Here is a 26049-nt window from a genome sequence, read left to right as displayed (position 1 = left end):
AATTGTCTGCCTCTAGTCCTTGAGAATGGAAAAGCAGACTGGCTGGTCACGAACCAATTGCTGGCATTAGCCAATTCACTGGATGCCAGTGATCTTTTTCGTAAAGACCTTTGGGTTTTACCCTTACTTTTTTCTTTAGGTTTATAGAGTGAGTCTGGGCTTTTTCCACATGGCCCTCTTGTTTTGCAGGCCTTTAGTGTGTTGTTTTTCGGCAGATTAGGCGTTCGATTCGAGCGCGCAAACAGGGGCCGGGGAATATGCACCAATCGCTGCTCAAATACTTAGTGGCAAGCGCATCCGCGGGTGCGGTCAGTCTAGCGGCGATAAGCGCTGCAAATGCTCAATCGAGCAAAGAGACCTACAATTATGACGCGCTTGGTCGCTTGACTAAGGTTGAGACCACTGGCGGCAGCAACGATAAGAAAAAGGCGGTGATTTGCTACGACCAAGCGGGCAACCGTCAAGAATATAAGGCGGCCAGCGGCACATCGCAGCCAACCTGTCCCCCGCCACCACCTCCTCCCAGCAATTGATCTTCACCTCTAGCCCGCCAAGTGCGTGCGCAGCGCGCAACGCCTTGATTGCAGGTATCACAACGTATTCGGACTTTGGGGAACTTCAAAAATGAGCTCGATCTGCGGATCAAAATTCACTAGTTATGCGTTTCTTGTGAGCGTCTTAGGCGCCGTTCTTGGTAATGGAGAGGCGGGAGCTCAGGATGAGGCTCAAACCTATGCCAGCTCTTTTGCTGTCCCGATTTACAATAGCGTCGACTCCAATGGTGTCGACCTAAGCACTGGAACTTGGCGCATTCGGACGCCAGTTATTGTTGGTGGTGCGGGAGATCCTCGCGAGAGTCCAATAACCGAAGGCTTGGAGTGGACTGGAAAGGCTTGGCGTCATGTTGGGGTTCCTCAGATTTGGCGCGACGATGGTAAGTATATCGTCAGCTACAATGGTCAGTCTCACGAATTCAAAGGGCGCAAGAAGGGCTTTGCTAAGCGAGAGCCAATTGATGGCTCGTCTCTAAGTTGTGAGATGGAGCCACCGAATATCGTTAACATTTGCACCTTTGTTAACCGAGATGGTGACGAAGTCTATTTCGGAGGTATCTATTCCAGCTTAGCCAGCTTTGGGTCAGATTTTGGTCTATCAGCTTTGCGTTATGGCAATCTTGCAATTAGCGGCATTTTCGTCAGTGAGGCAGCCTTTGGCTCGCCTCCGCTCCCACAAACCAGCACCGTTAATCCCACTGATGCTGGCAACAAGCGTTATGGCTATCGCGTAAGGTATTTTGGGGCGAACCGTGCGGACCAATCTTACGATGAACCGATCTACTATTTGCGGCTTGGTAATCAGCAGCTCAGGCTCGATACGCCGAATAACAATAAACGTGATGAGCACTATCTGCGTCCAAAAGGGACCACGCAAACTGTAACGGACGATTACGGGAAACAGTGGCGTTACACATTCAATAGCGACAGGGAATTAACGCGGGTTCAGAGCCCCGGCGGGATTGCGCCTGTCACTGCCACATACGATAGCAGAGGACGTGTAAAGACCATCTCGACACAGGCTGGTACAACTACGTACGCCTACACCCGCCCGGGCGATTATGGGACGACGACACGCACAAATCCGCTCGGAGAGGTGACATATGTTCGTTACCACCGTGAGTACGGGTTTGTCACGGAGCACAGAGATCCGCTCAATCGCCTCACGAGGTATCAGTGGAACCTGACTACCAAGCGCCTTGATCGCGTGACCTACCCAGAAGGAAACTACACGACCTTCACCTATGACGCTCGTGGAAATGTTTTGTTTCGCCGAGACTACCCAAAGGGCGGGGGTGTTCCGCTCACTTCGCAAGCGGGTGGTTTCCCAAGCTGCAATGCCTCCAACAGAATGAATTGCAACAAACCCCGTTGGACCATCGATCCGAAAGGAAATCGAACCGACTTCGAATATGTGAACGGCATTCATGCGCCAGTTAAGGTCAGCAGCCCAGCTGCGGACCCCGGAGCGCCAAGAGCGACAGTGACCAATGAATATTCGGCCGATGGCCTGCTGGTGAAAAGCACGGTTTGCCGCACTCTTGAGTCGTGCGTCGGTACCAGCGACGCAGTTGTAACGACCACAAAGTATGAGGGTTTCTCGGCAGCTTCTCCAGGTTCTATCAATATGAGAGGCAGTTTTCATGCACCAACAGAGGCTGCTGTTACCGCTGATGGCGAAACACTTCGAACTTGCAGCCGAATTGATTCGTTAGGGCGCGTCATAAGCACCACGCCTCCATCAGCGGGTCTGTCATCATGCCCAACCGGCACGGTTGCGGCGGTTAGCGCAACATCCAACCCACCAGAAGCCGGTCCGCAAAAGGTAACGCCAACGTTTCCAGGTGTAGCTGGGGGTGGGTCTCCGCCTGGTGGTGGTGGAGGCGTCGACCCCGGTGACGATGACTGCGGCAACTCACCAAATAACGTGTTTTGCGAATGATGCCTAACCAGTTTAAATCAAAGGCTGACTTTATGTTCAAAAGCCTCCGAAAGTTCGCAGCTTCGCTCTCTATCTTGGCGATCGCTGGCACGGCAACCGCCCTTCAGGCTCAGGAAGATCCCCGATCCACATCGTTTCGCTATGATGGGCAGGGGCGGGCTGTCGGCCAAATTGGCCCCGATCCTGATGACGGGGGTCCACTGCACTATCCGGCAACTCGGACGGTCTATGACGCCAATGGGCTCGTGCTGCGCGTAGAGACGGGTGAGTTAGCGAACTGGCAGCCAAACGATGTCGCTCCTGCAGACTGGCCGAATTTCACGATCCTTCAGACCGTTAGGAACTATTACGACACACTCGGTCAATCGATTCGATCGGAAGTGTTTGGTAGCGACGGTCAGAAGGTTAGTGTTACCCAGACGAATTTCGACAAAGCAGGGCGCGCTGCATGCACCGCGGTGCGTATGAACCCGGAGATCTATGGCAATCTACCGGCTAGCGCGTGCACGCTTGGGGCTGAGGGCACGCAAGGCCCGGACCGCATCACCAAGTCGGTCTATGATGCCGCGGGTCAGGTGCTGCAGGTGCGCAAAGGCGTAGGGACGCCGATTGAGATCGCTGATTCAACCTATTCCTACACGCTCAATGGCCAGCTTGAGCAGGTGATTGATGCCAACGGCAACCGGGCTAGACTCGAATATGACGGCTTTGATCGTCAGATCAAATGGATCTTTCCATCGAAGACCCGGCCAGCCGCGTTCAACGATACGAACCCAGGGGCCGCGCTGGCGAGTGCTGGCTCGCTCAATACGGGCGACTTTGAGCAATACACCTACGATAACAACGGCAACCGGCTATCCTTGCGCAAGCGCGATGGCTCGGTCATCAATTACGAATACGATGCCCTCAATCGGATGACCAAGAAGCTCGTGCCTGCACGATCTGGTCTCAACACGATCCACACCCGCGATGTAATATACACCTATGATCTGCGTGGTCTGCCGAAGACAACGACGTTTGATACTGGACCTGGGCAGACCAATTTCTATGATGGCTTCGGGCGTCTTGATAGAACCTATGATAGCTCCGCTGGACCAGGTCGGACCATTCATTACGAATACGACGCCAACGGCAACCGGACACGCATTACCCACCCTGACGGACATGCATGGTTCTTTGAATATGACAAACTCAACCGGATGACTGATATCGGGAGCAATGCCACCAATATCGGCACGCTCAGCTATAATGAAAGAGGCCTAATGTCTGGCCGAAGCTGGCACTTTGCAACTTTGTCCGACAATTCTCAGTCTTACGGTTATGACCCCGTTGGCCGCCTAGATGAGATTAATCTCAACCTTCATGCACCAAGCACTGACGTCACTTGGAACTATGCCCGCAATCCTGCCTCGCAGATCATCAGTGAGACGCAGAGCAATGATGCCTACAGCTGGGATGGTCACGTTAATCTCAACCGCAGCTACACGACCAATGGTCTCAATCAATATGAGAGCGCTTAGCTCTGCCAGCTTCACCTATGATGCCAATGGCAATCTAACCTCTGATGGTACCAACACTTATACCTATGATGTTGAGAACCGCTTGGTGCGGGTTGCTAACAGCAGCTATGCGACCAACCTTTACTACGATCCTCTGGGCCGGATGTACCGGACCAGCTCTAGTAAACCTGGTCATGGCACTGTTTCCTACGTTTACGATGGCAACGCGCTGGTCTTGGAGTATCTCAGCAACGGCTATGTCGCATCGCGTTACGTCCACGGGTCCAATGCTGAGGCCGATGATCCGCTAATCTGGTATGCTGGGCCAAGTGTCGCGCTTGAACGCAGGTACATCCATGCTGATCCGCGCGGAAGCATTGTGGCGATCACCGACTATCGCGGGGTCTCGATCCGCACCAACACCTATGACGAATATGGCATCCCGGGCTCAAACAATCTCGGCCGGTTCCAATACACCGGCCAGGCGTGGCTCGGCGAGATCGGCCTCTACTACTACAAGGCCCGGTTCTACTCCCCAACCCTGGGCCGGTTCCTCCAAACCGATCCCATCGGATATGACGATGGCTACAATATCTACGCCTACGTCGGTAATGATCCGATTAACGGCGTTGATCCGACTGGGTTGTGCGGGGTTGGAGAAATCAATGATGGGTGTAATATTGTTTACAACGAACCAGTTCGTGCAGCCGATGCAGAAGGCGCAAGTTCAGGTGCTTTGGAAGACAACTATCAAGTTCGGGCATGGGGTGGTAACAATCAAGGGAAAGGGACCGTTTACTTCGATCCGGAAGTGTATGGAATCGGCACAGAATCACGCCATGGTTCTATTGTGAGTCAAGCTGTAAATGGGCAGCTTGCGAACAAAAATCTCGCGACTGCTGCCCAAATATCATTTCAAGAAGGGAGGGCAATCGATGTGTCGTTCCAAACAATAGCCACTAGTCTGTCTGGTGTTGGAAACTACATTATAAACTGGACAGGACAGATTGATGCGACTGACGGTCGATACGCAATAATTGCTACCGGGCAAATCGCTCCTTCAGCCTATGATTGGGGCCAGGATAGCTCCATTAGGATCCGCGGCAACACAGTAGCTGGTGTAATTCGGGACTTGGGTACTGCGGCAAAACGTCAAACAACGATGCCAGGAGGAAACTTCAATTTACGCGCAAACAGGACAATATCTGGAGAGTTTCATGGGCGGTGGAAACCGTAGCGACGGCAAACCAATGAGATTTCTGACCTTGGTGGTGATGGTGATTTTTTGCACTATTAGCCTTGGGTGCTCGGAAGCAAGAACGGATGTTGATATCTTGTCTGGATGTATAGGAGACGGAAGGTGTTTCGAGATCGTTGGCGCCGAGCCAGTGTCCTCACTTGACGCTACTTTTAGCAAGACAGTCAAAAGTTGCTTTATCGAGCAAAAATATGAATTGCAGAGTATCGAGGCAATCGAGGCGCCTGAAGGCTCATATTCGCTCTTAAGGTGCTCAAGGGAGTCGGAGACCAAGGCGATAGCACTCGTTTGGCAAACTGGAGATTCTGGCTATCTCGTTCGGATGAAGAATTGTGAGCCAATCTTGGAGAGCTGCCTCGACAACATTTATCCGCTTTGAGTCGTTTTCAAGATAGAGACTTCCGGGGACAGTAGAGATTTCCGGAGATTTCAGGGGACAGTATACTCATTGATAGCGTTAGCTTGCGAGCCTAGCGTCTTTGTCATGATCGGACTTGTGCATTTCATCAATCCTAGGCCTACCCCCGCATAGGCCAGCGCGGCAATCGCTAGCCCCGATCTTCTTTTTCAGTTGGTGATTGGTGGGACGCGGTCTCAAGCTACCGAGCGTGGCAGATGTCTTCGATTTCTTACTGTGCGGCCTTCGGATAAATCTTTGATGGCTCTTTCACACCGTCAATAAACCCGCCTTCGAAAAGCGAGCGCGGCTTTGCGCGCTGCCTGGTCATTCGCCTCGCGCGCAGCTGTCAGATCCGCCTTCAAAGCGGATACTCGTCCGCCGCGCTCAAAAGTCACACTTTCGAAAAACGCATAGGTGTTCCAGCGCCCCGCCGGCGCCATTCAATCACTCCTAAGCGAGGCCCCGGCATAGGGATCATAGTCCGAAGGTGGCAGATCGCCCCGAGCGCCAAGACCCGGCTGCGCCTCAATCACTTGGCTAACCGGCGTGTAGACTGGTGCGCTCTCGCCCATCTGCATAAACCCGCTCGCGATCACCGGCGCGCCGAGCAGTACAAAGCACCCCAGCACCACGCGCATGCCTTGCCGCACAGGCAGCCGTCCCGAGAGCAACATCAGCCCCAAAAACGCCACCGCCAGCGCGGATAACACCAACGCAATTTCGCCAAACATCACATCGCTAACCCAGCCCACGGAGTCTCCCACTACCGGCTCCGGCGCGGGCTCAAACAGGCTGTTACTTGTGATCAATGGTACGATCCCGAATTAGGGAGATTGAAAGAATAGACACCCCTCAGCGGAGCATCACATAACCCGGAGCAGGGGCATCTCCATAGCCTGGCAGTGTCGCGCAGGCTACGTCAGCAACGTAATACAAGGTGACTGCCCTAGTCATTGTGACTGCAGCATCAGCCTTGGCGAGCCACGCCACACACACGTCAGGAGTGATGCCCTTCCAATTCTCCTTGATGTTACAAATTTGGGTGTAGTTTGGGGCCCAGCTACCCCTTATTATAACACTCCCGTTGGCACGGATGAAAGAACTGCTTATCGTGCCGTTACACCATGCATCAGCATGTGCAGGTGTCGCCATTGAAGCTGCTACCGCCATTGCTGCTGCGCAGCGCAAACCCATTTTCTTCAACATTCACATTCCCCGAGATTGGTTAGTTCAAATCTATTTAAGCAAAACGTAGTAAGGCGAAGGTGCTGCTCCATAGGTCGGAAGCGTGCTGCAAGTTGCGTCGCCTAGGTATCTCACGATTACCGTTAGCCCCAGAAAGGCCGCAGCATCGATCTTGGCCAGACAGGTAATACAAACATCTGGCGGCACGCCCTTCCAAGTCTCCCGCACGTTACATATCTGCGTAAGGCTCGGAGCATAGCTGGGTCGAAATACAACCGAGCCATCAACCGTCACATACGAGTCTGTCACAGTGCCGACGCAGTTAACGGCCGCCGATGCTGGCGTACTGGTTATTGCGCACGCAGCTAAAACAGCCATGGCGATTTTCCGTTTTTTGGACATTCTTACTCCCGACACAGACGAGCCTTCCAATAAAATCAATCAGATATGCACTATTTTATACTAGTTGGTGGGGAACTTCTGCATCACCATAAATCGGCCGTTGAAGACGGGACGAAAGGTGTATTGGGGCTCTTCTGGTGGCGTGGTCGATCCACCATCTCCACCGCCATTGGCATTCCCAGTCGCGGCTCCATCACTCGTATATGTTACGCGATTGCCAGCGGCATCGTACGCGTAATCAACCTTCTCTTCATCGCCGTTGGACTTATCGCGCTTTATTTCGACGAGGCGGCCCAAGGCGTCATAGGTATAGGTCTTTGTTTCCTGCGCGCTAGCGGGGCTAATCGCAGCAATACCGGTAGCAGCGCCCAAAAAGAGCGACTTACATATTGGATTGAGTGCTTGCTTCATCGAACCCCCTGTTTTTCGATCATGGTGTTTCACTAATTCTGCAGAATTTGCAAACAAAGATACCGCCGTTTTCCTCATTTTCTGAGATCAATTAATCCGCCACTAGAACTTGACTGACGCGCATAGGAATAAATCAATCTCGCCAAACATCACATCGCTAACCCAACTCACGGGAACCTCCCACCACCGGCTCCGGCGCAGGCTCAAACTGGCTGCGTTGTACCCATCATTGTCTGATTTTATCGAGCGGCAGCGGGACGGTCGTGGCAGGATGGAAGCCCTCACAGCTTGTTCCCATGCTTCTAACCACTGATCGAGACCCTTGTTTTGATATGGACCAGGTTTTTGTCGGGTGTCCGACTGCGGATGTTAAGACCATGTGGATTGCTTAACCAGCATTCTCAGCGACGTTAAAATTCTTGCGCTCAAACGTATCTTCCAACATGAAAATTTCCCTCGCCGGTCCAAATCCATGGCGATTGAACTGCTTGCCAGTGCCCAGTGGACCCGCTTAACCCATATCACACGTCCATGCTCATTCGCCTGTCATAGGACGCTGGAATGCATATTTGTGATGTCTTATTAATGCTTTACCAGAGTTAAGCGTCTCATCCATCGACCTGCAGATACCTGAAGACGGCTTCATGTACCGGATTCTTCAGTTTTCTACGTTTGCGCTGACGGCCCAAAGCCGGTGAACCTTGCTCATCGCGAGCCAAGGCAAGTTTGCCCATTCGGAGCAAAGCCTGATCGCGACAACGACCAAGTGTGAGGGGGTTTGCATGACTGATCTGATAGAGCCCGTAACATCTTTGGCAGTCGAGCCAATACTGAGTTTTGCGGACGTCAACCAAGGTGAGAATGCAGGCCGTTCTTATGCGGGAGAAAGTGTTTCAGCTGACGAAATTCATGCTGAACCGAGCTTTCGTTTCGAAAGCGACACGGTCACGATACGGCTGTTCGAAAAGGTAAAAACACCCTGTGAAGACTTCTCACTTGCTTCATGCGATAAAGTCATAGTCCCTTTCTCAAACCTGGAAATGACCTATTGTATTGACGGTCAATCGGCCAGCGTTGAGCTATCGCCTGGTCAAGGCTTCTTTATCCCGAACAGGTTCAGCGAAATTGAGATAACAGATATTCGAAGTGGTGAGTTCATGATGTTCGACATCGATGAATCGATCAGATCCGAGTTAATGGGCACCGATCGATCGCCGCAGCGCAACCTGTTTAAACGTGCACTGATGCTTCCAAATGCGCAGGAACTGTTGAAGTTTGCGAACACCGCAAGACGGCTCCTGTTATCTCCAGTCGGCACCACTTTAGCCGCCGTTAAGGCGCTGGGTGTCATGGCCGCAGCCGAGACAATTGCGGTTCTTCAAAATCGAGCTAGGTCTTGCGTTAGTCTGTCGGCGAAAATGATCACAAAGATCGACAATTACATAAATGAAAATATCTACGAGCCTCTTAGGCTATCTGATCTGGCGGACATTTGTCATATGTCCACCACGTACTTTTCTCGTCAGTTCAAATCCGCGATTGGCCAGTCACCCTATCAGTACATTCTCAATCGACGCATTGCCCATGCGCGGCGCTTGCTCAAGGAAACAACTGACTCGATTGCCGATGTTGCCTACGGTTCTGGTTTCTCATCCCAATCACATATGACGGAGTTGTTCCGCAGGAATGTTGGCATTACGCCAGCGAAGTATCGAAGTGCGCTAAGCGCCACATCCTGACTTGGTGGGAATGCGGATGAACGGCAAGCGTCGAAGGTCCTTGGGCTCAATCACCGTTATTATGACGCTTCTGTCTCTTTGACGGCTTTCCAGGCGCATTTGCGGCACGTTTTGGCTTACCTGGTTTACGAGCCTTGTCTGAGGCTCCATTCCCACGACTTTGCGGCTTTTTGTCAAAGCCCTCGGCCTTTCGGTCTTCGCCGCCTTTGCGGAATTTCTTGGGTTTTCCTTTGTTCTTTTCTTTGCCGCCATGGGAAGGCTTCGCTTTGATCCGAGGTCCGCGATCGCTGTCGCGTGCGCCAGAGTGCGACTTGCGATTGCGCCGAGCGGTGTCTCGCGGCCCATGTTCAGATGCCTCGATCAGAATGTTGTCTTGATCGTCGCCGTTATCGTTCACTGAGTCAGCGCTACGCGCCACAGCTGAGGCGAATTTGTCCGCAATAGCGCGAGGGATTTGGAAGAACGTCTCGCTTTGACCTATACGGATCGCTCCGATTTCGTTGCGTGTGACATGCCCGCGGCGGCAAATCAGGGGCATCACCCAGCGGGGGCCAGCGTTCTGCCTGCGGCCAATATTCATGCGAAACCAGACGGTGTCCTCGAAACCGGGGCGATGTGTGTCTTTCTGGGCGGCGCGGCGAGCCTCTGGGGTGTTCTCGATTAAGTCCTCCGGTTCGGGCAACTTTGAACGGTGCGCCTGCACCAGCATGGCTGCAATCTCTTCTGGGGTGCGTTCGGCCAGAAGCTTACTCGCAAGATCTTTATTCACCTCATCGATTTCAATGGGTTGCAGTAGTTTCTTGAGTAAACGTTCATGATCCTTCGCTCTGATTGCCTCTGGGCGAGGGGCGTCGGTCCAATCAGCCTCAATTTTGGCGGATTTCAGCATGGAATCGACCCTGCGGCGGCGAGAGAACGGCACGATCAGGACTGCCGTTCCCTTCTTGCTCGAGCGCGTCCTGTGCGGCCAGAACGATGCTGTAGCGCCTGTGCGTCGCGCGGTATTTCGACGTGAACGACCAGGCTGAGCGTCGGAAGATCGATACCGCGTGCGGCTACGTCCGTGGCGACGCAGACCCGGGCGCGCTTATCACGCAGTGCCTGAAGCGCCTGATTGCGTTCCTGCTGCGAATGTTCGCCTGATAGGGCAACAACGGCAAATCCACGCTCTTGCAGGGTGGCATGCAAATGCCGAACCTTGTCACGTGTCGCACAGAAAAGGATCGCCGTTTCCGCTTCGTGATAGCGGAGCAGATTGACCACTGCGTTTTCAATTTCAGTCGGAGAGACGGTGATCGCCTGATATTCAATATCGCCGTGCCCGCGTTGTTGGCTAATGGTTGCAATCCGCAAGGAATTGATTTGGTAACGCCTGGCTAAAGTTTCGATTGGGCGTGGCATTGTGGCTGAAAACAATAGAGTACGACGCGAAGTTGGTGTTGCATCGAGGATGCTTTCCAGCTCTTCACGGAAGCCCATATCGAGCATTTCATCGGCCTCATCGAGTACGATGGTAGCCAGGGCTGAGAGATCAAGCGCGCCGCGCTCCAAATGATCGCGCAGGCGGCCAGGGGTGCCAACCACAATGGTTGCGCCTGCGCGTAAGGAGCGGCGTTCCTGAGATGGATTCATCCCGCCAACGCAGGTTGCGATGCGCGCGCCAGCCTTGCTGTAGAGCCAGCCAAGCTCACGGCTTACCTGCAGCGCAAGTTCGCGGGTTGGGGCAATAACAAGCGCCAGAGGTGAGGGCACGCCGCGCAATGCACCGCTTTCGTCAAGCAATTCGCCCGCCATCGCGAGGCCGAACGCGACAGTTTTGCCAGAGCCGGTTTGCGCTGAGACGACGAGATCGCGGCCTTGCGCATCTGGCTTTAGGACCGCCTCTTGCACTGGGGTTGGAGCATCATAGTTGCGCTCGGATAGGGCCGCCTGAAGGCAGGTTGGGAGACTTGGAAAACTCATGAATTGATCTCAAATGCAAATGCGCGCGAAGGCGCGCGCAGCGGCGCTGATTGGCCGGTTAAGAGGGGATTGTGGGTAATGGGCGCATGGCGCCCGCAATCTGTAGGGTTCGCCCATACGCGCCTTCTCGGAGTTTGGCTTGCAAAAACTTTCTCGGGGCTCATGCGGTTGGGGTTTTGAGCGATCCGAGTGCAAGCTCACGTCCGTTGCGTCGATTCTTTGAAAATTTAAGAGATAATTAAATTTAGTATTTGATAATAGTAGATAATCATGCCTACTCAGGAGTTAGGGCGGTAGTCACCGATCCGGATGCGGTGACAGGCATAAACAGCCCCTCTGCGGTGGGCGTAACTTGGCCATGGGATAGGTTTGAGATATCGAAGGATAGGTTGAAATCACCAGCTCTAATCGATCTTACACCTAATTTAGCTTTGCTAATCACAGAATTGTAATCATTGCTAAAATCATCAATCAGTGATCGTTCTATCTCCTCTTTCACGTCCTTACTGGCCATGATCCGGACCAGCAAGTCTCCAACTGCTGTATCCATGTCTCCAAACACTTGCAGATCTTCAATCCTCACGACCTCGCTGTCTGGTTCACTAACCGGCAATCCGGTTAGCCAAATGGTCCCTTTTGATCGTCCCCAAATCCGGTCGGTCAAATTGCCGACGGGTTCCACCTGAGCCTCTATCCCAACTGCCAGTCTGCCGCCTTTAGCTGCATAAAGTGTGACCTGCTCGAATTCGAGATCGAGCTTGCCGAGTTTCTCTTTTGCTATGCCGCGTTCAGCCACTCGTTTGAGTGCGCGCAGGATCACTGGCTCAAGCTGATCGTAATTGGCCAGCACAGGCAAGGTGACCTCAAAGCCGGTATCACGAGTGATACCGGCGTTGGTGCCCAAATTTTTCGGCGCAGGCACGGATGGCTTATCGCCGACAAAAATTCCAAGCTTGGCACGCAGCATTGCTTGAGCGGTTACGCGGCGAGCCGATACACGCAGATTGCCAGCTCCGATCGCGGTGGGGTTGAGCTGCATCCAAACCGGCGGGTTATCGGCGTTTAGCGACAGTGTTGTGAAACCTTGTTTCCAGAGCTGAGCCACCTGGGGACGCAGATTGAGCGCTGAAAGCTCACGCTCAAGCGTTTTCTCTGCTTTGGCGAGAATAGGGGCGAGTTCGGAATTGGCGCGCCTGGTAAAGCGGATGCGCTGCCCCAAAACATCAATTCCAGGCTCTTTAGACCATTGATAAGAAACGCGAACATCAGGTTTTAGACGCCAGTTGTGCGCGATCGCAACCTGCGCAGTCAGGCGAATATTGGCCGCAGCCGTTGCAGTCTCACGTTTGATGATCCCCCCGACATCGCGTGCCTGTATTTCTGCTGTGACCGGAAAACTAACGTTCAAGGTGTTGCCGCGCCCGGACAACCGCATCGGACCGCGCTGAATTTGTCCAACCAACTGACAGCTGATCTTTGGAGTTCTCCCGATCTCTCGGCCGAGCACCCGGATCGTTTCGCGCGGAATGCACTCGTCAATCTGCTCATCGATCGTGTAGAGCGTGCGAGATACCTCACGTTCCAGCGAGCGGCGGATCGTTTCCAGAGGGACGCCAAGTTCTGTGACCAAGACGGATTCTTCGGTCGGATATTGTGCCGCAGGCTCCATACGGGCCGGAGCGGGAGCCTCAATGATCCGAATGTGGAACCAAATGAGATAGGCCACGCCAAAGCCTATCAAAGTGACAGTTAAAGCAAGCAAAATCAGGAGTTTATGCTTGATTTGCATATTCCGTGCTCGTCCCAGGAACGATTCAGTTTCTGCGGTCCCCATTTGCGTCGATTGTAAGCGATTTGGGCGCGCAAGGCCATTGGCGCGGTTAGTCTCGCTGAAAATGTGCCTCAAACACCGGATATCAGGTGAGTTTTGGTAAATTCTGAGTGAAGATCGGGCTCAAAGCGCTGAACGCCAGATTAACTGCTTCGCTAAAGTGTTAAAACTTGTTTCAAATGGCGGGAAACCGCGGTTTTTCGCGGACTCCAAACAGTTCGTTAACCATTACTGGGTATTCGTCCTACGTATGAATACACAGAACCCATTTAAGCCTACTTTGGCTAACACGTTCACCTCGGCTCTCGTCCTAGGTGCATTCTCGCTTGTTGCGTTGGCGCCGGCGCACGCTGCTGGCGTCGATGCAGGCACGCTGATCGAGAACACTGCGACGGCGACCTATGAGGACGGAACTGGCCCGCAAACGGTCGATTCCAACACCGTCACGGTGCTGGTCGACGAATTGCTGGACGTGACGGTCACCTCGCTGGATTCCGGTCCGGTGGGCGCAACGCCTGGCGATGCGGTGCTCACGTTTGAGCTCACCAATCAGGGCAATGGCCCAGAGGCGTTTGAACTAGCCGCTGATCCAGTGGTTGCTGGCAACGACTTCGATACGACGGTCGATGGCATTGCGGTCGATACGAACGGCAATGGCACATACGATCCGGGCGTCGATCAAATCCTGACCGGTCCGGAAACAACCGCTGTGCTCAATGCGGATGACACGCTGACGGTTTTCGTGCTGGTCACCGTGCCTGCTGGCGCAACCGACACACAAGAGAGCGATGTTGAGCTGACGGCGGAAGCGGTCACCGGAACGGGCGCACCCGGCACCAGCTTCTCTGGACAAGGTGTGAGCGGCGGCGATGCCATCGTCGGCAGCACCGGCGCGGATGCAACTGCAACGGGTTCACTGCTGGTCGGGATCACAACGGTCGATCTCGTCAAGTCAGCGACCATCGCGGACCCATTTGGCGGCACCAGCGCGGTTCCAGGTTCAGTCGTGACCTTCACCATTTCCGCTGAAGTCACCGGTAGCGGCTCTGTCGACGATCTGGTCGTCACCGACGCTTTCCCGGCGGACACAACTTACGTGGCAGGCTCTCTCACATTAGCAGGCGGCGCTTTGACCGACGCCAGCGGAGATGACGCAGGCGAGGCCAGCGCAACCGGCATCAGTGTCGATCTCGGCACGGTCGCTGGCGGTACCACCCAGGCAATCACTTTCGATGTCACTATCGATCAATAAGAAAATAGACAAGGGTCTGATATAATGAAATTTCTTGGACAAATTTGCGCAGCTCTGATGGTTCTTGCCGTCCCAGCTGCTCCGGCATTCGCTCAAGGCAACCCAATTGTCTTGTCGGGCGACGTTATGGCCGTGAAAACCAGCACCGACGCTGCTGGAAACGAACAGACTGAATTGGTCGAGCCTAATGTTATCGTACCGGGCGATCGTTTGATCTTCGGCACCGATTACAACAATTCTGGCTCTGAGACGGTGACTGACTTTGTTGTCACCAACCCACTCCCAGGCGCCGTTGCGCTGGCATCTGATGCCGATAGCGCGCTGACCGTATCAGTTGACGGCGGCAACACTTGGGGAGTGCTTAGCTCTTTGACCGTGACTGGCGAGGACGGCGCAAGCCGCGCTGCGCAGCACGGTGATGTCACACATGTTCGATGGACGCTTGCCTCGGTTGCACCGGGCGAAACAGGCCGCCTCGAATATCCAGCAATCATTCGCTGAACAGCGAGCGATAACCGCCAAGCCTTGCGGGCGGAAATTTTGACGCGGGGCACACGCAGAGGAACTCTAAAATGAGACCAATCACCCAATTGCTGGGTGCCGTCAGTTCGGTTGCGCTCGTTGCGATGAGCAGCGCGCCAGCTTTTGCTGCAGGTACGACAGCTGGTGACACGATCACCAATAACGTCTCCGTCGCCTATCAGGTCGGCGGCGTTGATCAAACTGAAGCAACCGCATCCGACACGTTCACGGTCGACCGTAGGGTCAACGTGCTTGTTGATTTCACGGGCACCAGCAACACCGGCGTGTCGCCTGGTGAGCAGAATGCTGTGCTCGCATTTGATGTGACTAACTTGTCGAACGACGTGGTCGACCTCGATCTGAGCACTGCTCTGAACGCAGGTACCGCCGCGAATATCGCCAACTTCGAGATTTATCTCGATACGGACGGCAACGGCGCATTGAGTGCCGCTGAACTTGCTGCTGGCCCTATCACCTTCCTCGACGAGGTTGCTGAAGATGAGGTCGTCGAAGTCCTTGTGGTTGCCGATATCGGACTAGCTGCAGATGACGGCGATACGTTTGACGTTGTTCTTACGGCAAATGCCTTCAACAGCGGCGATGTTGGCTCGCTTGGTGCAACAGAACTGACTTCCACTGCTGGTGCAAACACAGCAGGTATCGATACGGTTCTGGCTGACGGTGCTGGTACAACCGATGGCGCCAACCAAGGCGACTTCTCGGATCTTGGCACATATGAAGTGGCTGCTGCTGCTGTTACTGTCGCCAAGACCAGCTCGATCATCAGCGATCCAGTCAACAACACGACCAATCCGAAAGCCATCCCAGGTGCAATTATTGAATATTGCATCACCGTGGCCAACGGTTCGGGCGCGGCGACTGCCACCAGCGTCAACGTGAACGACTTGCTGCCAGGCGATGTGACTTTCGTCCCGGCTTTCGGCATCATTGTTGATGGCGATGCCGCATGCACCGGCGGTTCGAATGGCGTAACAGGCGGCACCGCTTCGTTTAGCGCGGCCTCAGGCCCAAGCGGCGAAGACGAAGTCTCTGGCACGCTGAGCGATATCGCAGCTGGCCAAACGCGCTCGCTCTACTTCCGCGTCGAAATCGACTGATAGAGCGGACTTAGACTTTGCGTGTAACCCTCTCTCTAAGCCGACTGGCAGCAGCACTCATGTTAGTGCTGCTGCCATTTGTCGTGCTCGGAGAGGGGGCACGCGCGCAGTCAGCCACAACCACTACCAATACGATTACCAATATTGCCGAGGCGACTTGGCAATTTAATGGCACGTCGGCGAGCATCAGCTCAAACGAAGTGACCATTGAGGTAACACAGGCACCACCAGAAATTCGTGCTTTAAGGTCTGCGCCGAGCGGCGTGGTCGACCTCTCTTTCCAGGCGCCACTTTGCAATGTCGCGGGTCAAGGGGTGCAAGGCATTGGTGGTGAAGATCAAACACTGGTGCAGATCACCGGCGCAGAGCCCACAACTGTGCTGCGTCCGGGCCAAGATCTGCTGTTTGAGGTCCAAGCGACGGCTGCAAACGTCGATTCTAACGCGATTGACAGCCTAAATGTCGTGATTACCACCAGCTCTGGCGACAGAGAGACCGAAACAATCTTCGAAACTGGCCCAAATACGGGCATTTTCGTTGGTCAGATCCCAACGCGCCGGGCCCCGCCCGCTGCCGTTCAAGGCGATTGCCGTCTCAGTATTGCTGATGGCGAGATGATCCAGATTGCCGCATCATTCATCGGGCAAGACGATATTATCGTTCAAACCGATGTCGAGGTTCTGGCTGATCCATTTGGTGTAGTGTTCGACAGCGAAACCGGTGAGCCAGTCGATGGCGCAGTAGTCACTTTGGTTGATGATGCGACGGGTCTGCTTAGCAACGGTGTTTGCCGAGGATGGCGTAACCACTTGGCCTTCAACGGTAATTTCTGGACAGCCAATCACTGATGGCGCTGGCAATGTGTTCCCGGTTGGACCCGGCGAATACTGGTTCCCGCTGACTGCGCTGGGTCGCTATCGCCTAGTTATAGAGCCGCCGGAGCCTTTCACAGCGCCTTCTGCGGTCTCGCGTGATGCGCTCGCGCAGTTGACCCGGCCTGATGGCCGCACATTTGTGATCCAGGATGGCTCATTTGGCGGTGCATTTGAACTGATCGATCAAACTCCAGTTCAAATTGACATTCCGCTCGACCGTCCAAGCCTTGATATAGGCCTTACGAAAACCGCTTCACGTCAGCGCGTGCAGCCGGGTGATGTTGTGTTCTACACGCTTACAGCGGCCAACCCTGATCCTGCGCGGATTAAGCGGGATGTGACGCTGAGCGATGTTCCATCGTCGTCGCTGCGCCTGCGCCCGGATAGCGTCCGGATTGATGGCGCTGAGGATCCCGATGCAGTGACATTCGCAGCTGATGGCAGCGCTCTGTCCATCGCCTTGGGGGATATTGCCGCAGGCAGCTCACGCCGCGTAACATATGCGATGGTTGTTCGCGCAGATGCGTCCCCAGGACGCGCCGCGAACAATGCTCAAACTATTGATTCACTTGGCCGAATTGCACGGGCAAGCGCTGTTATTGACATTGAGCGCGATGGCATTGCTGACCGCATGACAATCATCGGACGCATCACCGCTGGCCCATGTTCGCTGCGCAATCCGCGCCGCGGCATTCCCGGCGTTCGTGTAATGCTTGAAGACGGCAGTTTCGCCATCACGGATGCCGATGGTCGCTATCACTTTGAGGGTGTTGTTCCAGGCACTCATGTGGTCCAAGCCTCACGGATGACGCTGCCTGAGGGTGCGCGCTTCGTTGATTGCCATCGCTCAACCCGAAGTGCTGGCAGCGCCAATTCGCGCTTCATCATCGGTCAAGGCGGCAGCCTGATGGTCGCAGATTTCCATGCCATCGTGCCTGAGGGAGCGCTCGAACCAGTTGCACCTTTGGCTGAAACGACGCCAGAGGGCGCAATCGCACGCGAAATTGACGAGCAGGCGGCTTCTGACGCGAATACAGCGAGCACTGCTCAGCTTACTGGCGGCGAAGACGCTCTCGGTGGCGGCGGTGCTCTGCGGGCAGAACGCCCAACGCTTGGCGCTGTCCTGGAAGAAAGCACACCGGCTCCTTCGCCAGTGACCGATTGGATCGCCTTGGGCGATGGGCCAGACGGCTGGTTGACGCCGGAAGTCGGTCACAACCCGCGTGCGCCGAGCCATCCGTGTGGCTATTCGCCACCGTAAGGGCCAGAAGATCGTCCTGCGCGTAGATGGCGAACCTGTGAGCCCGCTCACCTTTGACGGCACCGAAAAACCTCAACGCGGCAAGTTTGCCGTCAGCACCTGGCGCGGCGTCCCATTGGACGGCGAGCGCACAGTGTTGGAAGCGGATGTGATCAATTCCTTTGGCGAGATCAATGAGACGATCACGCGCGAGGTGTTCTTCACGACCTCACCTGCAAAAGTTCAATTCGTACCAGAGCAATCGAACCTGATTGCTGATGGTCGGACCCGTCCTGTCATCGCAGTGCGCGTGCTGGACCGCAATAATCGCCCACTGCGCGAAGGCGTCTCAGGCGAATTTGTGTTGAACGCGCCGTATGAGAGCGCCGAGCAGATTGATCGCCAGCAATTGAACCAGCTTACCGGTCTCGCGCCAAGCTCAGCGCGCTGGGTCGTTAAGGGCAGCGATGGTATTGCGCATATCGAGCTGGCACCGACCATGGTTTCTGGCTCGCTCCGTTTGGATTTCCGTTTCGATGATGGCGACATTGTTCGCACTCAGGAGCTGGAAGCATGGATTGAGCCAGGTGATATCGAATGGACCATTATTGGTCTTGCTGAGGGCACCGTTGGCGCGAAGAGCGTGGCTGATAACATGGAGCGGGCAGGTAACTTTGCCAGCGATCTGGGCGATGATGCACGTGTCGCACTCTATGCCAAGGGCCGGGTGCTGGGCCGGTACTTGCTGACGCTGGCCTATGACAGTGCAAAGCAGCGCGACGATCAGCGCGTGCTCGGCGCGATTGATCCGCAGGCTTACTACACGGTCTTCGCCGATGGCTCGAGCCGCCGGTTTGATGCGGCCAGCCGCGAGAACCTTTATGTCCGCATTGAAAGCTCAACCTTCTATGCGCTGTACGGCGATTTCGAAACGGGCTTTGATCAGACCCAGCTTGCACGCTACAACCGCACAGCAACTGGCCTGAAAGGCGAGGCTCGCCTGGGCCAAGTGAAAGCTCAGGCCTTTGCCGCTGAAATTTCAACCCGGCTTCGCCGCGACGAAATTCAAGGGCAGGGCATCAGCGGTCCGTATCGTCTCTCTAGCCGCAGCATTCTTGCGAATAGCGAGCGCGTCACACTTGAAGTACGTGATAGATTTCGATCTGAACTCGTTGTTTCTTCAAGAGAATTATCTCGCTTCATCGATTATGATATTGACCTGTTGTCGGGAACGATCACCTTCTCCGAACCAGTGCTTAGCCGTGACTTTAACTTAAACCCTCAATTCATTGTAATTAATTATGAAATTGATGGTTTTGGTGAAGGTGAACTGAATGCTGGCGTACGGGTCGACTGGACGAGCAAGAGTGGTAACATCCGCGTCGGCGCCAGCGCGATCACTGACAAGGGCGAGGGTGCTCGCACCAATCTGGGCGCAATCGATTTGCGCGCTCAGTTGGACGACAACACCGAACTGCGCGCTGAGCTTGGCCTGAGCCGTACCGAGGGCACGACCTCGAATGGCTGGTTGGTTGAGGCGCAGCATCAAACCGGCAAGGTAGACTTGCTGGCATATGCTCGTTCGCTCGATGCCGATTACGGTGTCGGCCAGCAAAACGGCGCAGAGCAGGGCCGCCGCAAATTTGGCGCCGATGGACGCCTGTTGATCAGCGATGATCTCAATCTCGTCGCCAGCGTGTGGCAAGATGATAGCCTGACCGACGACAGCAGGCGCCGTGCGGCCCAGCTGCAATTGGGCTATACCACGCAAAGCACCGACCTTACTGTGGGCCTGGCGCATTTCAACGATCGCCTGGCCGATGGCACGCGCAACAAATCAACCGTTCTGGAAGGCGGCATCAGTCAGCGCTTGCTGGATAACAAGCTGGAGCTTAGCGCAACCAGCGCCATCGCTCTGGACGCGACGGAGAGCATTGATCTGCCGACCCGTCACCGGTTTGGCGTTCGTTACGCCATCACAAGTGATATTCGCCTGGTCGGTCAGTACGAGATCGCCAATGGCGAGAACATCAATGCACGTACTGTACGCGGCGGCATCGAGGTGACCCCATGGCGGGGCGCGCAAGTTGTCACGACGCTGGGGCAGCAAAATATTGGTGAGTTTGGCAATCGCAGCTTTGCAGCCTTTGGCCTGTCTCAGTCATTGCAAGTGAGCCCGGCCTTGACGCTGGACGCAACGATTGACGGCAGCCGTACGCTCAACGGTGAACCGGCTGCGATCAATGTGATCAACCCTGAGCAACCTGTTGCCAGCGGCGGTCAGCTGACAGGCAATTCTCAGTTCGAAGACTTTACTGCCGTCACCCTTGGCGCTGCATGGCGCAAGGATCGCTGGAGCGCGACGGCTCGCGGTGAATATCGTGATGGCGAGTTTGCTGAGCGCAAAGGCCTGACAGTCGGGGCAATCCGTCAGCTTGGCCAGGGCAGCATTGTCGGCTCTGGTGCGACATGGACCGAAGCGACCGCTGAAAACGGTGCAACCACTGAAATCTTTGATGCAAGCCTGGCTTTTGCGCACCGTCCGGACTCCTCCGAATTCGCGACCTTGGGTAAGCTTGAATATCGCAGCGATACCGTTCGCGGAGCGATCGCTGGTGAAGCGGGCGGTGCTGGCCGCACAGCATTGACTGTCACTGGCGATGCGCGCTCGCGTCGCCTGGTTGCAAGCGTCTCGACCAATTGGTCGCCAAGCGATTGGGACCGCGATGACAATGGCAATCTGCACCAGACCCGCCGCGATGAATTCTCGCTGTTTGTGGGCGGCCGCTACAATCTCGATCGTTTCGAAGGCACAGAATTTTCTGGGACAAGTGTACTAGCCGGGCTTGATGCGCGCATCGGTATCGGCGAGCGATTTGAGATCGGTGCGACCGGCACCGTTCGCGCAAACCTGGAAGATGATGTCACCAGTTTCTCATATGGCCCGCACATTGGCTTTGTTCCGGCAGATGGCATCTTGTTGACCGTTGGTTACAATGTCGAAGGTTTCCGAGATGAAGATTTCTCGGCCGCGCGCAACACCGACAAGGGTGTGTTTGCGTCGATCAAAGCGAAGTTTGATGCCGACACATTCAGTTTCTTGGGGCTGGGTCGATGAGCGTCACTGCGAGCTTGATCACTCGCGCGAAGCTGACATTGCTTGCCTTGATGGTGGCATTCTTCGCGCTCATGCCTGGCGCGGCTTTGGCGCAAGACGCGGATATTGATTGGGCCGATGCGGGTGTTGCTAGTTTTGGCGCTTGGCCCAGCGGCACGGTCGTTACAGGGTCTGATGGGACTACCGCGCAGGTCGATTTTTCCGTCACGGATGACGGTGATGGCACATTTGCACCGGCCTTTGGCGCTGATTTTGTAAGCTTTTTTGCAGGCAATGTCGGCGCGTCGACATCTCCATTATTGATGAGCTTTAATAACCAGGCTTTTGATCCAGATGATCGCATTGTTGTTACGATTACGCTCAATCGTGCTGTAACCAATCTCAATTTCTCCATTAACGATATCGATAATGGCAATTTCGGCGATGCGATGGAGGTCTACTACGATGATGACTTAACGGGCGCATTCAGTAATGCGGCGACGAACACCGCTTTTTGGACAGTCGGCTCTGCAATCGCGCGTACAAACAATGCGACCGTCAATGGTTGGACTGGAATTGCGCCTTCTGCCCAGGCCGCTACGGATGGTGACCTGACGTTCGACTTTAACACGCAGCAAGTACGCCGAATTCAGATCGTCTATTTCAGCAACAGCGGCACTGGTGATCCCGGTAACCAGTTCTCGACGATCTCAGACTTTGATTACGATGGTCTTACGGCAGACTTGTCGCTCACCAAGACCTTGCTCGGCTCACCCCCTAGCAATGGTGGTTTCGTGACGTGGCAATTGGTCGTCACCAGCGCGGCGTCCTCCGGAGCTTCGGCCACAGGAATTGTGGTGGATGACAATCTCCCCGCTGGCTTTACCTTTGATGGGTCTAGCGGAGACGGCAGTTTTGATTCCGGAACCGGAGAGTGGACCGTTGGAACATTGGCCCCGGGGGCCAGCGCGACGATCAATATTCAGGGCTTCATCTCTGCCGTCGCGGGTAGCACCATTATCAACACCGCAGAGATCATCTCTAGCAGCCTGCCAGACCCAGATTCGACCGTGAACAATGGGGTGACGAGCGAAGATGACTTTGCGTCAGAGAGCTTTGTTGTTGCGGCCAATCCGCCCAGCACGCCGCCCGTTTTGGCCTGCCCGGCTAAGCCAATCAGTATTTGATTGGGATGCGGTTGCATGGGCCGCTGGCAGCCTCAACAATACCTATCCGCTTAGCACATGGGGAACGATTGAATTTGATATCGTCTCCACCGGCAACCTCACCTCGCGTGCATCATTCGGCGGCCAGACCCCGATCTTGACCACCGCAGTCTCCGGCGGCCTCAGCCCGGCTCAAGATGCGCTCGCCTTCAATATGAACAACGCCAATCAGAGCCAAGAGGTCGTAACCACCGTCACGTTACCGCGAGTTGTAACTGGTGCACAGTTTACCGTCTTTGATATCGACCAGGCCGCTGTCTTTCAGGACCGCGTTACTGTCTTTGGTCGGCTAAACGGTGTGGTGGTGAACGCGGTGCTTACAAATGGTAACTCGAATACGATCAGCGGCCCTTCCCTGATTGGTAATGGGGGCGCGGGTGACACCACGAGCAACGGTGATGGCACATTCACCTTCCTCAACCCAATTGACACAATTGTGATTGAATACGGCTCGGGCTCCGGCGCGCCCGCCAATCCGGGCAACCAGAGCATTGCGATCCATGATTTTACATTCTGTACACCGCCATTGCCCAATCTCTCGGTGACGAAAATCAGCTCGGTCATTTCTGATCCAGTGAACGGCACGACCAACCCCAAGGCTATTCCTGGCGCATTGGTCGAGTATTTGATCACGGTTTCCAACACAGGTCCAGGCGCGACGGATGCGGACAGCGTTGTTGTGACCGATGATGGTCCAGCCGATGCAAAAATATGTTTGATCTCAGTGGGAAGCGGCCCAGTTATCTTTTCTGAACCTGGCGCAAGCACGGGCCTGACATACAGTTTTGCCAGCATTGGATCGGGAACAGACGACCTGGAATTTTCCGACACTGACGGAAGCAATTATGGGTACACGCCAAGTGCGGACACGGACGGCTGCGATAGCGCGGTTACTGATTTCCGCTTGAGCCCCAGCGGCGCGATGCTGGGCAACAGCACATTCACTCTGCGCGTCCGGTATATCGTCGAATAACAGCGGCAAGTTCCTGGCTATGCATAAATAGCCTAGATCGCTCGCCGCACCGCCATATTTGGCTCTGGTGCCCAACCAGAGCTTTGTTCAAGATATGTCCGTAGATCGGTATGCCCGCGTCCAGCACGCAATTGGATCAGACGCTCAATCCGCCTCGCGATCTTGCTGGGTTGAAATGGTTTGCGAATGTAATCCTGCGCGCCAGCATAAATCGCCTGCTCTTCGTCGCGGATACCGGTCAGCGCGGTGAACATAATCACCGGCAGATCATACAGGGAGGCAGAGCTGCGAATTTTCCGCAGTAGGGCACAGCCCGACATGCCTGGCATGTTCTGATCGAGCAGAAGTACGTCCGGCCTGCGCTTTTGCAAAAGGTCCCAAGCCTCCGTTCCATTGGTGACCCATCCGCACGGGTGGCCAGCGTCAATGAGCGCTTCTGAAGCTAGGCTTAGCCACGATTTCATCGTCATCGGCGATTAGCACATAAGCCATAGTGTGTTCCGTTTCGTCTTTTATCCATCATTGACCGGACTTACGTTCCCATCCTCAAAACCAGATTGGCGAGGCCCCCAGCGATATTACCTAATGGAATGCGCAAAGGCGCTGGATCTCGCGGCCTTGGCAAAACGAGGACGTTGCCGATGGAGAGCGCGCCTGCCACTGTCCGCGGCATGATTCGAGAGCATGATCCAATCCCGTTTGAGCAGACTGACGGCATTCACAATTTTCGCGATTATGGCGGCTATGCCGTCGCTGGCGGAGGGCAGGTTCGTACGGGCCTGCTGTTTCGTTCTGGCCAGCATATGGAGGCAAGCAATGCCGACTTGGAGCTGATCCAACGCCTCGATATTCGCACCATTGTTGATCTGCGCGGCAGCAGCGAACGCGGCGGGTTTCCTTGTCGGCGCCATGATGATTTCTCAGCGGATGTGATCGCCTATGATGGTGAGACGAGCAATTCGCCTCCACACGAAGCGGCTAGCGCGGCCAAAATGACATCGGACAAAGCGCGTGACCGGATGATCGCCGTTTACACCCGGATGCCAGTCAATCCCGCGATGATCGATATGTTCACGCGCTATTTTGAGGCCTTGGCGAACCGCGAGGGTGGCAATCTGGTCCATTGCTTTGCCGGGAAGGACCGTACTGGGATCGCCGCCAGCTTGCTGCTGCATGTACTGGGCGTGCACCGCGATGACGTGGTGGCTGAGTTTCTGCGCACCAACGATGCACCCACCGTTCACATTCTTGAACGCCAGTCGCTGCCGCGAATGCTCGCGCATTATGGCGATATTCCGATTGAAGCGCGGCGCAACCTGATGGGCGTGCTGCCCGAATATATCGACACCTACTTTGCCGAAGTGACCCGCGATCACGGCTCCCTCGATACCTATCTTGCGCAAACTTTAGGTGTGGATGAGGCAAGGAAAGCTCGCCTGATTGAACGCTTGGTGGCGTGACAAGCGAGCCAACGATCCCCATATCCGAAGCCAACGAATTTGAAATTTGAAAGATACGATTATGGCTACCCATCACACAAAAATGCTGATCATTGGCTCAGGCCCTGCCGGATACAGCGCAGCCATTTATGGCGCGCGCGCCATGCTGGAGCCGATTGTGGTACAGGGGCTTCAACCTGGTGGTCAGCTGACCATCACCACCGATGTGGAGAACTATCCGGGCTACCGCGAGGTGGTGCAGGGCCCATGGCTGATGGAAGAGATGAAGGCGCAGGCCGAGCATGTCGGAACGCGGATGATGTGGGACACCATTGTCTCCGTCGATCTGGAAGGCGGCGCACCGTTCAAGGCCATTGGCGATAGCGGCGATGAATATATCGGCGAGACGCTGGTGATTTGCACCGGCGCTCAAGCCAAATGGCTGGGCGCGCCGGGCGAGCAAGAGCTGGGCGGCAAGGGTGTGTCTGCCTGCGCGACTTGCGACGGTTTCTTCTATCGCGGCAAGAAGGTCGCTGTCATTGGCGGCGGCAACACCGCCGTTGAAGAGGCGCTTTACCTAACCAACCATTCTGACGACGTGACGCTGATCCACCGCCGTGACGAATTGCGTGCAGAGAAGATCCTACAAGACCGTCTGATGAAGTCGCCCAAGATATCCACGCTATGGAACAAGACTGTGAAGAGTTTCGAAGCGGGCGAGGATGGCGCGCTGCACCACCTTGTGCTGGAAGACACGCAGACCGGCGAGACCTCGACGCTCGAAGTCGATGGCGCATTTGTGGCGATTGGTCACGCACCTGCGACCGAATTGTTCAAGGGCAAACTTGCGATGGATGAGAGTGGTTATCTCGACGTTGAACCGGGCACGCCGAAAACCGCCATTCCCGGTGTGTTTGCCGCAGGCGATGTGACCGACCACGTCTACCGCCAGGCTGTGACGGCAGCGGGAATGGGCTGCATGGCCGCATTGGATGGAGAGCGGTTCTTGGCTGCACGCGAGGATGCAGAGGAAGCCGTCAGCGAAGCTGCTGAGTAAACAGCACACGCTCCGCCGGGGGCTAGTGACAAGCGAAAAGGGGTTCCAATTGGAGCCCCTTTTTGTG

General features: G+C 55.1%; 20 protein-coding genes and 1 pseudogene. 15 read left to right on the top strand and 6 right to left on the bottom strand.

What is annotated here, in order from left to right; translation table 11 throughout:
* Positions 1–624: 624 nt before the first annotated feature.
* From AC0V6Z_RS14480 to AC0V6Z_RS14470, 3 genes are read left to right on the top strand one after another with little or no spacing between them, the layout of a single operon-like run.
* On the top strand, positions 625–2496 hold the full coding sequence (locus tag AC0V6Z_RS14480; protein WP_472639125.1) for a hypothetical protein: 1872 nt from the start codon (positions 625–627) through the stop codon (positions 2494–2496).
* 32 nt (positions 2497–2528) lie between these two features.
* On the top strand, positions 2529–4016 hold the full coding sequence (locus tag AC0V6Z_RS14475; protein WP_472639124.1) for a hypothetical protein: 1488 nt from the start codon (positions 2529–2531) through the stop codon (positions 4014–4016).
* Positions 4003–5232, top strand: coding sequence for an RHS repeat-associated core domain-containing protein (locus AC0V6Z_RS14470; protein WP_472639123.1), 1230 nt, complete (start codon positions 4003–4005; stop codon positions 5230–5232). The genes AC0V6Z_RS14475 and AC0V6Z_RS14470 overlap by 14 nt, the downstream gene beginning before the upstream one ends.
* A 696-nt stretch (positions 5233–5928) precedes the next feature.
* Here the strand turns inward: AC0V6Z_RS14470 and AC0V6Z_RS14465 are convergent.
* Both AC0V6Z_RS14465 and AC0V6Z_RS14460 read right to left on the bottom strand, forming a co-directional pair.
* Positions 5929–6093: a hypothetical protein gene (locus AC0V6Z_RS14465; RefSeq protein WP_472639122.1), complete on the bottom strand. Its 165-nt coding sequence runs from the start codon at positions 6091–6093 to the stop codon at positions 5929–5931.
* A complete protein-coding gene (locus tag AC0V6Z_RS14460) occupies positions 6094–6417 on the bottom strand; it encodes a TrbC/VirB2 family protein (protein ID WP_486176500.1) in 324 nt (107 codons plus the stop codon).
* Between the two features lie 329 nt (positions 6418–6746).
* Here AC0V6Z_RS14460 and AC0V6Z_RS14455 point away from each other — a divergent pair, with 329 nt between their 5' ends.
* Positions 6747–6908 carry a hypothetical protein gene (locus AC0V6Z_RS14455; RefSeq protein ID WP_472639120.1) on the top strand — a complete coding sequence of 54 codons (162 nt, stop codon included), beginning with the start codon at positions 6747–6749 and terminating at the stop codon, positions 6906–6908.
* A 392-nt stretch (positions 6909–7300) separates the two neighbouring features.
* On the opposite strand, the gene AC0V6Z_RS14450 is transcribed toward AC0V6Z_RS14455, so the two are convergent.
* The gene (locus AC0V6Z_RS14450) at positions 7301–7651 is read right to left on the bottom strand and encodes a hypothetical protein (protein ID WP_472639119.1); all 351 of its coding nucleotides are present in this window, start codon (positions 7649–7651) and stop codon (positions 7301–7303) included.
* A 782-nt stretch (positions 7652–8433) separates the two neighbouring features.
* Here AC0V6Z_RS14450 and AC0V6Z_RS14445 point away from each other — a divergent pair.
* Complete coding sequence (locus AC0V6Z_RS14445; protein WP_472639118.1) at positions 8434–9390, top strand: helix-turn-helix transcriptional regulator; 957 nt, start codon at positions 8434–8436, stop codon at positions 9388–9390.
* 46 nt (positions 9391–9436) lie between these two features.
* Here AC0V6Z_RS14445 and AC0V6Z_RS14440 read toward each other — a convergent pair.
* Together AC0V6Z_RS14440 and AC0V6Z_RS14435 are read right to left on the bottom strand one after the other, a co-directional pair.
* A pseudogene (locus tag AC0V6Z_RS14440) lies at positions 9437–11352 on the bottom strand (DEAD/DEAH box helicase).
* 274 nt (positions 11353–11626) lie between these two features.
* Positions 11627–13141: a DUF4403 family protein gene (locus AC0V6Z_RS14435; protein WP_472639117.1), complete on the bottom strand. Its 1515-nt coding sequence runs from the start codon at positions 13139–13141 to the stop codon at positions 11627–11629.
* Positions 13142–13433: 292 nt separating this feature from the next.
* Here AC0V6Z_RS14435 and AC0V6Z_RS14430 point away from each other — a divergent pair, with 292 nt between their 5' ends.
* From AC0V6Z_RS14430 to AC0V6Z_RS14395, 8 genes are all read left to right on the top strand, one after another.
* The gene (locus AC0V6Z_RS14430; protein WP_472639116.1) at positions 13434–14435 is read left to right on the top strand and encodes a hypothetical protein; all 1002 of its coding nucleotides are present in this window, start codon (positions 13434–13436) and stop codon (positions 14433–14435) included.
* Positions 14436–14459: 24 nt separating this feature from the next.
* Positions 14460–14936: a hypothetical protein gene (locus tag AC0V6Z_RS14425; protein ID WP_472639115.1), complete on the top strand. Its 477-nt coding sequence runs from the start codon at positions 14460–14462 to the stop codon at positions 14934–14936.
* Positions 14937–15007: 71 nt separating this feature from the next.
* On the top strand, positions 15008–16075 hold the full coding sequence (locus AC0V6Z_RS14420) for a hypothetical protein (protein ID WP_472639114.1): 1068 nt from the start codon (positions 15008–15010) through the stop codon (positions 16073–16075).
* A 59-nt stretch (positions 16076–16134) separates the two neighbouring features.
* On the top strand, positions 16135–16923 hold the full coding sequence (locus AC0V6Z_RS14415; RefSeq protein WP_472639113.1) for a hypothetical protein: 789 nt from the start codon (positions 16135–16137) through the stop codon (positions 16921–16923).
* The gene (locus AC0V6Z_RS14410; protein WP_472639112.1) at positions 16832–18211 is read left to right on the top strand and encodes a hypothetical protein; all 1380 of its coding nucleotides are present in this window, start codon (positions 16832–16834) and stop codon (positions 18209–18211) included. The genes AC0V6Z_RS14415 and AC0V6Z_RS14410 overlap by 92 nt, the downstream gene beginning before the upstream one ends.
* Positions 18212–18248: 37 nt before the next feature.
* Complete coding sequence (locus AC0V6Z_RS14405; protein ID WP_486176499.1) at positions 18249–21308, top strand: hypothetical protein; 3060 nt, start codon at positions 18249–18251, stop codon at positions 21306–21308.
* A complete protein-coding gene (locus AC0V6Z_RS14400; RefSeq protein ID WP_472639110.1) occupies positions 21305–22474 on the top strand; it encodes a DUF11 domain-containing protein in 1170 nt (389 codons plus the stop codon). Before AC0V6Z_RS14405 ends, AC0V6Z_RS14400 begins: the two co-directional genes overlap by 4 nt.
* Complete coding sequence (locus AC0V6Z_RS14395; RefSeq protein WP_472639109.1) at positions 22410–23486, top strand: hypothetical protein; 1077 nt, start codon at positions 22410–22412, stop codon at positions 23484–23486. The genes AC0V6Z_RS14400 and AC0V6Z_RS14395 overlap by 65 nt, the downstream gene beginning before the upstream one ends.
* A 32-nt stretch (positions 23487–23518) precedes the next feature.
* On the opposite strand, the gene AC0V6Z_RS14390 is transcribed toward AC0V6Z_RS14395, so the two are convergent.
* Positions 23519–23950 carry a response regulator gene (locus AC0V6Z_RS14390; RefSeq protein ID WP_486176498.1) on the bottom strand — a complete coding sequence of 144 codons (432 nt, stop codon included), beginning with the start codon at positions 23948–23950 and terminating at the stop codon, positions 23519–23521.
* Between the two features lie 177 nt (positions 23951–24127).
* Here AC0V6Z_RS14390 and AC0V6Z_RS14385 point away from each other — a divergent pair, with 177 nt between their 5' ends.
* Positions 24128–24946 (top strand): tyrosine-protein phosphatase, encoded by an 819-nt coding sequence (locus AC0V6Z_RS14385; RefSeq protein WP_472639107.1) that lies wholly within the window; start codon positions 24128–24130, stop codon positions 24944–24946.
* A 61-nt stretch (positions 24947–25007) separates the two neighbouring features.
* Positions 25008–25982 (top strand): thioredoxin-disulfide reductase, encoded by a 975-nt coding sequence (gene trxB / locus AC0V6Z_RS14380; protein ID WP_472639106.1) that lies wholly within the window; start codon positions 25008–25010, stop codon positions 25980–25982.
* Positions 25983–26049: the final 67 nt, after the last annotated feature.

The sequence above is a fragment of the Erythrobacter sp. SN6-5 genome (assembly GCF_057364945.1).
The sequence above is the reverse complement of the archived record's forward strand: the minus strand, read 5'-3'. Positions and strand labels throughout refer to the sequence as shown.